Raw genomic sequence first — 14,342 nt, 5'->3', positions numbered from 1 at the left:
GGATAACCTACTGTCCTCGTCATCGTTTTAACAATTTTCATTATAACACCTTAACCGATGTTGTCAACCTGAATAATCTAAAAAATAATGCCATTTTTTCATTATTTTTTTTTTAATATACCAACTATTTAGTATAAAATTCCTGAGCAAAATACGTTTCTACACATGTAGTATTCCACTGATTTACATATTCTTTTGTATAGCTGCTTATACCAATATATGTAAAATCCCTGCTTAACATATTCTGTCTGTGCCCTTTAGAAGCATAAAGATTCTTGTATGCCATATTCACAATCTTCGCCCTTTTACTTGCCGCATCAAGATTGTATGACAGATTTTCGCCAATGGCACTTCCAATTTTAAATCCCACATCTCTGTATGCTGTCTTATAAGCCAACCCATTAGGTCTTGTGTGAGCAAATATCTTGGCAGCTTCCTTTGCACGTATATCAGCCACCTTTGTAACTTCACTTTTTAAAAGTAACGGCTTTACCTTTGTCTTAACTCTGTCTTTATTAACAAGGCTAAGCATTATGTAAATATTCCTCTGATTATAAACCTGATCTATATTGCTATAATTAGTTACCGTAACCGGACATTTAAACGTTTTACCACCACACTTTGCCATAACTGTACAACTACCTACTGCCTTTGCTGTTATTACTCCATTACTAACAGTTGCAATTTTTTCATTATTTGAACTCCATGTAATACTTCCACTACTATTTAATAGTTCTAATGTAAAGGTTCCATTCTGTGTATCTGAAATTACAGATTTTTCATCTTTATATGTTACACCATAAAGATTTATATGAACTTCCGAAACGCTAAATGTTGTGTCTTTATATTCAACCACTTTAACTACCTTTTTAGGTATCTTTTTAACTTTAACACTACATTTTAACTTTTTACCACCAACCTTGGCAGTAACTGTTGCTTTTCCAGCTTTCTTACCGTAAACTACACCCTTATTGCTTACCTTTGCAACTTTTTTATTTGAACTGTACCACTTTGCTTTCTTCTTTGTTCCTGCGACTTTCAGTTTTATTGAATAACCTTCCGTCATGGTTATCCATGAATAATTCAATCTTGCTTTAGCCTGCACTACACTAACATCACCGAAACAAATGAAAGCAAATGACATAATCCATATCATAAGCATTAAGATAGTTTTCGCACCTCTCTTGTTATAACTAAAAATACTCTTTTTCATATTTTTCCTCTTTTCGATGTAAACCTGTGCAGACATCAATAAAGCAAAAAAATTAGTCTATCCGATCATTTCTTCTAGACTAACTTTAGCATTTTGTATTGTTTTTGTAAACAAATCCTTATTGTTTTTTATTATTCTTTATTGTTTTATTGATAATTAAAATGCACTTTCGATAGTGCAAATTAGCATTATAGAAAGTGCATCCTTAAAAATACATTATTTTATTTTGTAATTGTAGCTTATTTTTGCATTATCAAATACATATTGCTGTGCCTTGTCTAACAAAACAGCTTCTTTCATTTCATCTTTGGTGTAAAGTTTCTTCATTTCCTCTACACTGTCAAGATTAACTTCCTCATATTCATTCTCATACATTTCTTCAATTTCATCATCTGAAGCTTCAAATCCCAAATCCTTAACTAACTGCCACATAACGAGTTCTGACTTTACATTATAAGTATACTCTTCATCTAACTTTTCATCTGTATACTGATACTGTTTCTTATATTCCTTAACAGATATGCCTTCATCTTTAGCCTCAGCCTCTATATGTCCGTCAAGCTCTGCTACAATATCATTATACAAATCAGCCGGATATCCACTCATAGTTGCATTATCTACAACCTTCTTCCACAAACGTTCTTTAAGATTTGATTCTATAATGTACTGCTTTTCCCATTCATAAAGTTCTTTAGCAGTTGTAACACCATATAAATCTTCTAAATTTTCCTTAACCCACTTATCAGTAACCTTATTAACAACTAATTCAGATACATCTCTTACCTTAATTTCCAATTTAACTTTTTTACCTGAATAATCCTCAACAGAACCTGCTAATTCCTTTGCTTCATCGCCACTTACTTCTAACGATAGCTTTTGTCCTGCCTTTGTTCCAATAAGCTTGTCATATACCTTTTTATCCGCAGCATCATCATTTTTACCAATATAAAAAGATGCTTCTTTCATAGATAAATCGTCAACTTTTTTATTGTCTATATACGCTACAATATCCACATCTACCTGATCTGTTTCCTTTGCAGCTCTGTCAACCACATCATATTCGTTAGTTTCATCAGCAAGATTTTCGTCCCATTCTTCCTGCGAAATTTCATCCTCTATGCCTTTTACCTGACCTAACTTTATGTATTCTTCCGTATTATAGCCGACTTCCTTATTAATATCACTCTTTGGTTTAATAACCTTCGCCCAGTAAACTACACCGGCAAATACAGCTAATATAACCACAATGATAATAGGAACAATAAGCTTCGCCGGACTTATTTTCTTTTTATCCGTTTTTGCATTATCCTCAATGCTGTCATTAACATTATTAATATTGTTTTCTTCCACTACATTATCTCCTTTTGGTATTTTATTAAATTAATTCTTTGTATAAAAAATACAAAGGATCCTTATCCTAAAAGACCCTTTGTATTCTATCATATATTATTAAATTAATACACCTTTTTCATATTTTTTTCACATTAAACTTCTGTAGTGTAGTTTGGTGCTTCCTTTGTAATATGAATATCATGTGGATGACTTTCCTTAAGGGATGCAGCTGAAATCTTAACGAATTTGCCTGTTTCCTTAAGTGTCTCAATATCCTTAGCTCCACAATATCCCATACCTGAACGTAAACCACCCATAAGCTGGAATACAGTATCTTCAAGACTTCCCTTGTATGCAACTCGTCCTTCAACGCCTTCAGGAACTAACTTCTTCGCATTTGTCTGGAAATATCTGTCCTTGCTACCATTTTCCATAGCAGCAATACTTCCCATGCCTCTGTATACCTTGTATTTACGTCCCTGGAATAATTCAAAATCTCCAGGTGCTTCATCACATCCTGCAAACATTGAACCCATCATACATACGCTACCACCTGCAGCAATAGCCTTAACAATATCACCTGAGAACTTAATACCACCGTCTGCAATAATAGGAACACCATATTCCTTCGCTACCTCGTAGCAGTCCATAATAGCTGTAACCTGTGGTACACCAATACCTGCAACAACTCGTGTTGTACAAATAGAGCCAGGTCCGATGCCAACCTTAACTGCATCTGCTCCTGCTTCAATTAAATCTCTTGTAGCAGCTCCTGTAGCAACATTTCCTGCTATTACCTGAAGATCCGGATATTCTGCCTTAATCATCTTTAATGTCTTAAAGATATTAGCTGAATGTCCATGAGCTGAATCAATAACAATAGCGTCAACCTTTGCTTCTACCAAAGCTTTAACTCTTTCCATTACATTAGCTGTGATACCTACAGCAGCACCACATAAAAGTCTACCCTGCTCATCCTTAGCTGAAAGAGGATACTTAATCTGCTTTTCAATATCCTTAATTGTAATAAGACCTTTAAGATTAAAATCATCATCTACAATTGGAAGTTTTTCCTTTCTTGACTTAGCTAAAATAGCTTTTGCCTCTTCAAGAGTAACTCCTTCCTTTGCAGTAATAAGTCCGTCTGATGTCATAGACTCTTTAATTAATTTATTTTCATCAGTTTCAAATTTCAAGTCACGGTTAGTAATAATTCCAACTAACTTTCTTCCTACAACAATAGGAACACCTGAAATTCTGAATTTTGCCATTAAATCATTGGCGTCTTTTAATGTGTGCTCCGGTGTTAAATAGAATGGATCTGTTATAACACCATTCTCAGAACGCTTAACCTTGTCAACTTCATCAGCCTGCTGTTCAATAGTCATGTTCTTGTGGATGATTCCAATACCACCCTGTCTCGCCATAGCAATAGCCATTCTGTATTCTGTAACTGTGTCCATTCCTGCACTCATCATAGGAATATTCAATTTGATTTTTTTAGTAAGATGTGTAGTAAGGTCTACCATGTTAGGTGTCACCTCTGAATACTGAGGTACTAATAACACATCATCAAATGTAATTCCTTCACCAATAATTTTACCCACTGATTTTTCCTCCTAATAGTTTAATATGAATTTATTGTTGAAAATACTAACACCGGAAAACCACTTTGTCAATGACAAAATGGTTTCCTAAAAAATTTATTTTTTTACGATACTCGGCTTAACATGATACATAGCATCTAATACTTTTTCGTTTGGTTCAAATATAACCTGCTTACGTCCATCTGAATCATTAACAATCATAGAATAGAGATTAGCGTTTCTGCATCTTGTTGAATAATCTTTCGTAATCGTATTATTAATTTTGCTCACAACTTCATCAGACATTGAAGGAGCTACAATTTCAGCATTTTTAATATCATAGCATGCAATTGTCTTTCTCTTTCTCTGACCCATAATCTTGTCAATGGATAACTCGCCATTTAAAAAAGAATACTCGTATTCCACGCTGGTATATCCCCAAATAATGTATGTTACATAAATAAGCAATGCTGTGATGGTAAGTCCTAATGCACCAATAATCAGCATACTAAATATACCTGCAAGTACAAAAATAATAGCAATCGCCCTCATTAAAATACCAGAAATACTTATTTTTTTCTTTACAATCTGTTCCACAAATACTTCGTCCATATTTTCCTCCGTAATCTCACCGCTGTTTATTCAACTGATGCTATATAATAGTAAACCGGCTGTCCACCTGAATATACTTCAACTTCTAAATCAGGTAATTCTTCGGAAAGCTTGGATGCCAAAGTTTGTGCTTCATCTTCCGTGACACCTTCACCATAGTAAATACTTACGATTTCAGAATCTTCATCCTGCATTTTCTTAATCATATCAACAGTTGTTGCTGTAATATCATCACCAACTGACAGGATTCCTTCATCGCCGATACCCATGATATTTCCTTCTCTAATTTCTTTATCATCAATAACCGTGTCTCTTACGGCATATGTGATTTCACCTGTTTTAACATAAGACATACTGTCAGTCATAGCTTCTTTATTGTCTTCTGCTGAATTATCCTCAACAAAACCTATCATTGCTGAAATTCCCTGAGGAATAGTCTTTGAAGGAATAACTATAACATTCTTATCCTCCACAAGGCTTTCAGCCTGATTTGCAGCAAGAATAATGTTTTTGTTATTTGGTAAAACAAAAATTGTTTCTGCATTGACCTTTTCTACAGCATTTAAAATATCTTCCGTGCTAGGGTTCATAGTCTGTCCACCGGAAATAATGTAATCAACATTTAATCCCTTAAAGATTTCATCTAAACCTTCTCCTACTGATACTGCAATAAAGCCATATTTCTTCTTTGGTTCATCTGTCTTTTTCTTTTCTTCTTCTGCCTTCTGCTGTTCAGCAAGCTTCTCGGCATTCTTAATAAGTCTCTCGTGATGCTCCTCACGCATATTATCAATTTTCATTCTTGATAATGAACCATATGTCAAAGCCCTGGTAAAGGCTTCACCAGGCTGGTTTGTATGAACATGTACCTTTACAATCTCATCATCAGCCACAAGAACAATTGAATCACCAATCGACTCTAAAAATTCCTTGAAGGACTTTTCCGTTTCATCAGACATAGGCTTATCTAAATTAATGATAAACTCTGTACAATATCCAAACTTGATATCTGCCTCTTCCATAGGTATATCGTCTTTATTAATGCCTGATGGCGCAGATACCTCATCAAGAGTATAATCAACTTCTTTGCCAAGGAATGCATCATATGCCCCCTTTAACACTGTCATAAGACCCTGTCCGCCTGAATCAACTACTCCTGCCTGTTTCAAAACCGGTAACATTTCAGGTGTCTGGCTTAAAACATAATCACCATGCTTTATAATTTCATCAATAACAACTGCCAAGTCATCAGTTTCACCCAGCATTTCACATGCCTTATCAGCCATGCCTTTAGCCACTGTAAGAATAGTTCCTTCCTTAGGCTTCATAACTGCCTTGTAAGCTGTCTCAACCGCCTTAACGCATGCTCTTGAAAGTACCTCGGTGTTAATTTCTTCGTACTTCTTAATTTCTCTGGTAAATCCTCTGAAAAGCTGTGACAATATAACTCCTGAGTTACCTCTTGCACCTCTAAGTGAACCTGTAGAAATTGCCTTCGCCATATTCTCCATGGTAGGCTCTGTAATTCCACCAACTTCCTTTGCTGCTGACATAATAGTCAAAGTCATATTAGTTCCGGTATCTCCGTCTGGAACCGGAAAAACATTTAGCTCATTAATCCATTCCTTTTTTGCTTCAAGGTTCTTGGCACCGGCTATAAACATCTTCTGCAAAGTCTTTGCATCAATAACTTTAATTTCCAAATTTTTATCCTCCTGAGGGTAAGACGTAATTAGTCTATTGTTCTTACACCTTCAACATATATATTAACTTTCTTTACCTTCATTCCGGTAAATTCTTCTATCTTATATTTCACGCTGGATATAATATTATCAGCTATAGTTGCAATATTAACACCATATGCAACTATAATGTGAAAATCTATTGTAATTTCATTATTTTCATCAATAACAACATTAATTCCCTTAGTGGAACTGTCTTTCTTTAATAGTCTTACAAGACCATCCTTAACGCTTACCATAGCCATTCCTACTATACCGAAACACTCGTATGCTGTTTCACCGGCATATTTTGCAATAACTTCAGGGCTTATAAGTATCTGTCCTAAATCCGTGTTCATTTTTCCTTTCATATATTACCTCCGTAAATAGTAGTATCATTTAATTTATTCTATACAATATTGCAATTCAATATTGTTGTTTCCGTAACTTAAATTATTATACTATCTTTAACATGAAAATGAAAGCCATTTTTATAGAAAGCTACAGCAACACAATCTTTTGTAATGCATTCCTATACAAAGAAAGAGCAGACATAAAGATTCAATCTCTTATCCGCTCCTTCTTCTATTTATGCATAGTTTAAAATCTATACTACGCTCTTTCTACTTTTCCTGATTTTAAACAAGATGTGCAAACATACATTTTCTTTGCTCCGCCTTCAGTCTTAACTTTAACAGACTTTACGTTTGATTTCCACATTTTATTTGAACGTCTGTGTGAATGGCTCACAGCGTTACCAAAATGAGCACCTTTACCGCAAATACTACATTTAGCCATAATCGCACCTCCCTTTGTAAAAATTAGGTCAAACTACTTCATTGACCTGACACAAAGGACATTTTATCAAAACCAGATACAAATTGCAAGTATTTTCTAAAAAAAGTTTTGCAACGAGAATTAGAATCCACTTGCAATCCTCACATCACAGTTTTTTATTTACATCTTACATTTATTGTATTACATATATTTTGTTGTTAGGCTGTTTTAAACTATATACATTTTTGTATTCTTGCGTAACTATCATATGATGCATATTGTATTGTTACGCTTTTAAGATAACTATAATTTTTGAAAAGACAACTCTTTTGATAGCATAGTTTGAAAAAATATGTGAAGAGGTACTTTAAGAGTATAGTTTGAATGTTCTTCATGAAGATTTTTATACTATCATCTAGTTTGATAAAGAAAATACAAAAAAATAATGGCTAATAAAGCTATAGAGGGTCCGACAATGCCAGCCCCTCTAAAACTTCAATTACTCTAAAGTAATCCTTATAATAAATATGTTAATTAAAATTCAGTGTTTTCCAACTTAAGAAATCATCAGATATAGTTTGACCCCAATGAGCATCAGTAATCTGTACATTACCAACAGTTGCATTACCCCCTTCAACATTAACATTGGTGTACCACACATCACTAATAGTATTTCCCGATACATCATGCCAGTTATGTGTCCAACTTAAATCACTTCTGTTTACTGCATATGCTTCAATATCAATATCATTTCCATCTCCACCATTATCAGTTCCCTTTGTCTTATGATCAACATATACTCCATCATACGCTATATGGTAAATAGGTATATTATCACCATTATGAATAGTTGCAACTCCCTTATGGAATCTATGAACAACATCAATGTTTTTAAACAAGACATTATAAATCTTTGCATCTTTATTTTTATATCCGGCTTCGCACCTACTACTGCCGGCACCACCCATATCCGTTTCATATCCGATTTCCAAACACTGTGCTATGTCATTCCATACAGTACAATCTTCAACTCTAATGTCATGAGCATTAATATTATCATAGTTCTTTACAACTATAGAGTCGTCAGAAGACCTTACAAAACATCCATCTAAAAATACGTTATACGATGACTGTATAGTAATTCCATCACCATTAGATCTTGCTGATACCACATTTACGTCTTTAAATAATACATTATTGCTGTTTCTTATATTTACAGCCCATCCTGTAGGGTCAAGAATTGAAATACCAATAACCTGAACATTGCTACTTCCTAATTCTGTTCCACCTTTTCCGTTATTCTTTGGTGTATTTCCATCATAATAAACCGGCTCATAACCTACACTTACCGGATTTCTTCTGTTATTGCCTCCCCAAGGGCCCCAGTTATTTTGGGTAATTATTCCTCTTCCTATTATCTTAGAATTATTCATACAATGAACATATCCGTTTAAGACAGCTCCACCTTCAATCCAAAGGATTTTACCTTCCGGTACAACAAGGTCATCTGTTTTCTCATATGAGCTAATAGTTTTCCAAACATTATCCGGTTTATTAAGAATATCCTGTGCAAAAAGCATTATGCTGTTTGCACCTTTATAACTACCGTTAAATTCAATGCTATACTGTCCCTGCTGCCCTTCCTTCATATTGATGGTTATATATGTCGCTCCATCCTTAGTTTCCTGTGTGGCTGATAATCCCTTTCTTGTTGGTCTTATTGTTACAGAATTTATATCTGTGCGATTAACCTTTATTCGTACGCTGGCATCTCCTTTATAATCAAATATTGCCACATTACCAAATGTCACCGGATTATTAGTTGCGTATGTTCCTATTCTCTTATCTTCTTCATAAACTCTTGTTTTAAATACCCCAACACTTTCATCATTAACGGTCATTGAAACATCACCTGATGCATCAAATGTCTGTGGTACTCCATATGCCTGAACCTCTGATGTTGTAGCCTCAGTTGTTACCTGAATGGTTGCACCGTCACCTACAGCACTTCCTCTTACGGCCTTTACTGTGTAACTTGCAGTATCTCCAACATTGAATGTTCCGGTATATGTATATGAGCAATCTGTTGTCGTTCCTATTAACTCACTACCTTTATAAACATTATATGATGTTGCATTGTCAGCTGCATTCCATGATAAGCTTACCTTTGTCTCATTGCTCTTAGTACATGTAAGCCCTGTAACAACTCCCGGCTTAACATCCGCTGCATCAACATTTACGTTATCAGCAGTATCTTGTGTGTCAAAATAACTATTTACAATATATGGTATCGTTATTGTTACAGTTTTTCTATTATTATTTCTATTTATCTCATCGGTTTTATCCTTATCATCATCATTTATGTATGCTTCTACGGTATTTGTACCTTCTGTTGCTTTCCATAAGTGACCATGTCCGGCATCTGTTCTATTTCCACCATTTGTTATAAATATATGAGATTCACCAGGCGCTAACGAAGAGTCATTGCCCCTGAAGGTATCATCCCACATCATTCCGCCACCTGTGTCATATGTGCTTCCATTAATATAGAATGCCATACCGCATTTAACACCAGCAGGCTTTGCAGTATCACCTGCATTAACTCCTACTGCCTTAAATTGTATAATATCCCCTACATTTATTGTTCCATCATCCTCACCTGTGGTTACATTATGATATCCAATATCTGTAACAACCATATCTACACCACCGGTTACAGCTGTATAATCCGTATTAAATTTTCTTTTAACGTTAATTTTCTTAGTAACATCACTGCCCTCCATTTGAGACACTATGGTATGTCCGCCACGAGTAGCTGTCCAATTGCTTTCTATCTTAACATATCCACCTGCAGGAATATCCTGAGACAAAGTAACTGTCTGGAATGATGAGCCGTCTATTGCCATATTAACTACGTGTTTTGTTCCTGCCGGTATATCCGCGTTCCCTGTATTCTTAACCAAAGTTGTAAATGTAATTACGTCGCCTTCATATATTTCACTTGGGAATCCACCTAAAGCAACTACCTTAGCTTCCATATTTTCTGTAGCTGCCGCAGCTACTGCAATATTACTTCTTGAAGCAGTAACCTTTGTACCTTCTATATCTATAGACGCATCTGCTGTAAACACACCTGCTTCTGTAGGTGTCCATGGACTCACATTCATGGATACCTCACTATGCGCCTCTATTGTTATTGTCCCGGTAAGTGTCTGATTGCCAATCTTCACAGCAACATGCTTATTCATAACCATCTGGTCGCCTTCATTTTTAGCTGTTACTGTAATCTTTACAGTATCTCCTACCTTTGGATTTTCAGGAGAATATGTTATTCCCGTAATTTTAACATGATCAGATATTGGTTTCGTAGTCGGAGCTTCAGTTGTAGTTTCCGGTGTAGTCGGTGCTACTGTTGTTGTCTCCGGTTCCGCTGTTTCCGGCTCTGTAACAGGTTCTGCACTATTTACGTCTCTTTGAGATGTACGGTTATTATTGGATGTATTTCCATCGTTTATATCAGCAATGGCCGTAACTAAACATTTGCCACTATATGAACCACTTACTGTGTATTCAACCCTTGCTGTTTTTCCTGCGCCTAAACCTGCCGCAATCTTTTCAGTTCCTATGCTTTCCCTATTAACATAAAATGACATATTAAAGTCACTTCCAACACTTGCTGCTCCCACATTTTTGTAGTCAGCATATACCTTTGTAGCGCCATCTTTCTGATAAATGCCAACTTTAGTTATAACAACATCATAACCGACAGCAGCCTTTACTGAATAACCGGTTACCAAATTTAAATTCATAACCATAGTAAAAGCCATAAGTAAGCTAAGTATTTTTCTTATCTTCCCTTTCATCATTTGTTTCTCCCTTCACTATTTATTTATCAATTCTGCGTTTAACGTTTAACGAACCATATACTGAAATTGTATTATTTTATTGGCATAATGTCAAATACAACTTAACGTTTATACTGTTGTAAAATCGTTTTTTCCTAAACTTTAATCACACAAAACTTCCTTAGCAATATCTGCGCTCATTTTTGCATCCTTTGCATAGTAATCTGCCCCTATCTGCATGGCATAATCTGCTGTTAAAACAGCACCGCCTACCATAACCTTGCATTCTACATTATTTTCACGTAAAAGCTTAATGGTTTCTTCCATTGAGCCAAGGGTTGTTGTCATAAGAGCTGACAAACCTACCAGATGAACATCATTTTCTATAGCTGAATTAACTATAGCCATAGGGTCTACATCACGGCCTAAATCAATAACATCAAAGCCATAATTTTCCAGTATAACCTTGACAATATTTTTCCCAATATCATGTATGTCACCTTTTACTGTAGCTACTATTATTTTACCCTTACTTTCAGATACCTCACCGTTATTTGCCAGATAATACTTGATTTCCTCGAAGCATTCCTTAGCCACATCTGCCGCCAAAATAAGCTGTGGAAGGAATATTGTGCCTTTTTCAAATTTATCTCCCACCACATCCAGTGCCGGAATAAGCATTTCGTTAATTATCACCATGGCATCTGTGTTGTTTAACAAATCCTTAGTTATACTTCTTCCGTCATTTTTCATTCCTGTTTCCATTGCATGAAGAAGCATATCTGCCTCTTTGCTTCCAAGAGATACTGCTCCTGCACTTTTTACCGTTTTTGTTTCTGTAGCATCTTTTTTAACAGCTACCTCTATGGGATTATTGTTAGAATACTCTATAAAATCCATTGCATTTTCATCTATTGCCGCTAATACCTTATATGTTTTAACAGCCCACACCATAGATGAAACATTAGGATTAATAATAGGTAAATCCAAACCACTGTGAAGTGCCATTGTAAGAAATGTTTTATTTACAATTTCCCTGTTAGGAAGTCCAAAGGAAATATTTGATACTCCAAGAACTGTTTTAAGTCCCAATTTATTTTTTACAATATTAAGTGCCTTAAGAGTTTCCTGAGCAGCCTTCTGTTCAGCAGAAACCGTAAGAGTAAGGCAGTCAATTATAATATTTTCTTTTCTGATTCCGTATTCCATTGCCCTGTTCATAATTTTTTCGGCAATTTTTACTCTTCCTTCTGCACTATCCGGTATGCCGTTTTCGTCTAATGTAAGACCAATAACAGCAGCACCGTATTTGGCAACTACAGGAAGTATTTTATCAAGAACTGCATCCTCTCCATTAACGGAATTGACTATAGGCTTCCCATTGTACACACGAAGAGCCGCCTCTAAAACTTCCGACTTGGTGGAGTCTATCTGCAATGGCACGTCTACAATTGACTGAAGAGCTTTAATGGTTTTAATCATCATTTCTCTTTCGTCAATTTGAGGCAGACCAACATTTACATCTAATATATCTGCTCCCCCTTCTATCTGTTCTATAGCCTGTCCTAAAATATAATCCATGTCATTTTCAATAAGCGCCTGCTTAAAGCGTTTCTTTCCTGTTGGATTAATTCTTTCCCCAACAATTCTAGGCTGATTTACTACAACGGTTTTAAGAGGTGAACATACAGCCATTTCTCCACTGTAATCATTTTTCTTAAAATCGCCGTTTTTCTTTGATTCTTCAAGCATTTCCTTTAATCTTGCAACATATTCCGGAGTTGTACCACAGCATCCACCCATAACCTTTGCACCAAACTTAAGCATTTCCTTACAGATAGTTGCAAATTCATCTGCCGATACATTGTATGTATTAGTGACCGGGTCAGGCAATCCTGCATTAGCCTTTACCACAATAGGAAGGTATGTCCACTTGGATATTTCCTCAACTATAGGAAGCAAGTCTTTTGGTCCTAATGAACAGTTGACACCTAATGCATCTACCCCAAGTCCCTGCAATGTGAGACACATGGCAGATACGGAACATCCCGTAAATGTACGCTTATTTTCTTCAAATGTCATTGTAGTCATTACAGGAAGGTTAGAATTTTCCTTTGCGGCAAGAACGGCAGCCTTTGTTTCTAGCAAATCAGTCATTGTTTCTATTACAATAACATCTGCTCCCTCAGCAGCTACCACTTCTTCCTTAAAAATATCATATGCCTCTTCAAAAGTAAGGCTTCCTGTAGGTTCAAGAAGTTGACCTATAGGACCTAAATCAAGAGCAACTAATGTATCTGTACCTTTTGCTGCTTCCTTTGCATTTTTAATTGCAGCACTAATTAATTCCTTTACGGAATAACCGGTATTTTCCATTTTGTATCTGTTAGCACCAAATGTGTTGGCATATACTATATCAGCACCTGCTTCAATATAGCTTTTATGAATATCCACAATCCACTCCGGCTTTAATATATTCAGGGTTTCAGGAACTGTTCCCACTTCCATACCTTTCTTTTGAAGCATTGTTCCCATTGCTCCATCTAAAAGTACATAATCTCTCTCAAAAATACTATTACCTGCCACAGCTTTTTCCTTCCTTTCTAAATTGACATTTTTCTCTAAAATTACATGTATCACAGCTCTTTTGACTGGAAACCTTAAGATTGTGTCCTAAACCTATAACGCAGGTTACGGACTTAGTAGGAGTAAGCATCATACTGCTGTTTACACAAACCCCCACACGCTTTGAGGCATCTAAAATTTCCAGAAACTTTTTCTGACCCTCTAGAGGAAAATCATCATATCCCAATCCAAATCTCCATGTATGCTCATAGTCCTTAAAATCCTTTAATATAACCTCCTCCGCCTTATCACATACTTGTTCAATAACGGCAGAAGCCAGACTATCTGTTATGATTGCTTCCGTCATACCTGTAATCTGTTTTTTTCTGATTAGCAAATCAACATTTCCCGACAAGGTTGCACACATAAACACCACTTTTTCGCAGTTTTCAAGATGATTAGCAATTGCCTTACCCTCTAATTTAAACTCACTGTTAGGTATCTGACCGTCAACCAAATCAAACACCTTATATGTAAACTTAGGCTCCATAGCCTCTTTTAATTGTTTTGCACACAACAAAAGAAGCTCTTTTGTTGTGTCATCGGGAATCTGATTCCCATATCCCATATATCTAAGAGCTTCATCGAAATTAATGTCTTCAATTATAACGTTTCTGTTATTATTTACCAT

The 14,342-nt window shown here is 35.6% G+C and carries 10 protein-coding genes and 1 other annotated feature (1 of these 11 running past the window's edge); all 10 genes read right to left on the bottom strand.

What is annotated here, in order from left to right:
- Positions 1-32, bottom strand: a binding site (T-box leader); it reaches 165 nt to the left of the window's first position.
- Between the two features lie 92 nt (positions 33-124).
- The 10 genes from DWW68_RS00620 to DWW68_RS00575 all read right to left on the bottom strand — a co-directional run bounded on the left by DWW68_RS00620 (position 125) and on the right by DWW68_RS00575 (position 14,342).
- Positions 125-1,213, bottom strand: a complete 1,089-nt coding sequence (locus tag DWW68_RS00620; RefSeq protein ID WP_158576772.1) for an Ig-like domain-containing protein — start codon at positions 1,211-1,213, stop codon at positions 125-127.
- Positions 1,214-1,429: 216 nt separating this feature from the next.
- Positions 1,430-2,563 (bottom strand): hypothetical protein, encoded by a 1,134-nt coding sequence (locus DWW68_RS00615; RefSeq protein ID WP_118588508.1) that lies wholly within the window; start codon positions 2,561-2,563, stop codon positions 1,430-1,432.
- A gap of 134 nt (positions 2,564-2,697) precedes the next feature.
- Entirely contained in the window at positions 2,698-4,152 is a 1,455-nt protein-coding gene (guaB, locus tag DWW68_RS00610; protein WP_021952853.1) for an IMP dehydrogenase, read from the bottom strand.
- Between the two features lie 96 nt (positions 4,153-4,248).
- Positions 4,249-4,743 carry a DUF6106 family protein gene (locus tag DWW68_RS00605; protein ID WP_021952852.1) on the bottom strand — a complete coding sequence of 165 codons (495 nt, stop codon included), beginning with the start codon at positions 4,741-4,743 and terminating at the stop codon, positions 4,249-4,251.
- 26 nt (positions 4,744-4,769) lie between these two features.
- Positions 4,770-6,446 carry a DAK2 domain-containing protein gene (locus DWW68_RS00600; RefSeq protein ID WP_118588507.1) on the bottom strand — a complete coding sequence of 559 codons (1,677 nt, stop codon included), beginning with the start codon at positions 6,444-6,446 and terminating at the stop codon, positions 4,770-4,772.
- Between the two features lie 29 nt (positions 6,447-6,475).
- On the bottom strand, positions 6,476-6,835 hold the full coding sequence (locus tag DWW68_RS00595) for an Asp23/Gls24 family envelope stress response protein (RefSeq protein ID WP_021952850.1): 360 nt from the start codon (positions 6,833-6,835) through the stop codon (positions 6,476-6,478).
- A 241-nt stretch (positions 6,836-7,076) separates the two neighbouring features.
- Positions 7,077-7,262 (bottom strand): 50S ribosomal protein L28, encoded by a 186-nt coding sequence (gene rpmB, locus DWW68_RS00590; protein WP_021952849.1) that lies wholly within the window; start codon positions 7,260-7,262, stop codon positions 7,077-7,079.
- A gap of 509 nt (positions 7,263-7,771) precedes the next feature.
- Positions 7,772-11,107, bottom strand: a complete 3,336-nt coding sequence (locus tag DWW68_RS00585) for a hypothetical protein (RefSeq protein WP_147365634.1) — start codon at positions 11,105-11,107, stop codon at positions 7,772-7,774.
- Positions 11,108-11,248: 141 nt separating this feature from the next.
- Positions 11,249-13,672: a homocysteine S-methyltransferase family protein gene (locus DWW68_RS00580; RefSeq protein WP_279220094.1), complete on the bottom strand. Its 2,424-nt coding sequence runs from the start codon at positions 13,670-13,672 to the stop codon at positions 11,249-11,251.
- The gene (locus DWW68_RS00575) at positions 13,662-14,342 is read right to left on the bottom strand and encodes a vitamin B12 dependent methionine synthase activation domain protein (protein WP_021952846.1); all 681 of its coding nucleotides are present in this window, start codon (positions 14,340-14,342) and stop codon (positions 13,662-13,664) included. Before DWW68_RS00575 ends, DWW68_RS00580 begins: the two co-directional genes overlap by 11 nt.

Source organism: Eubacterium sp. AF16-48 (assembly GCF_003479405.1).
GTDB lineage: Bacteria > Bacillota > Clostridia > Lachnospirales > Lachnospiraceae > Eubacterium_G > Eubacterium_G segne.
This window is presented reverse-complemented; position numbering and strand designations above follow the sequence as displayed.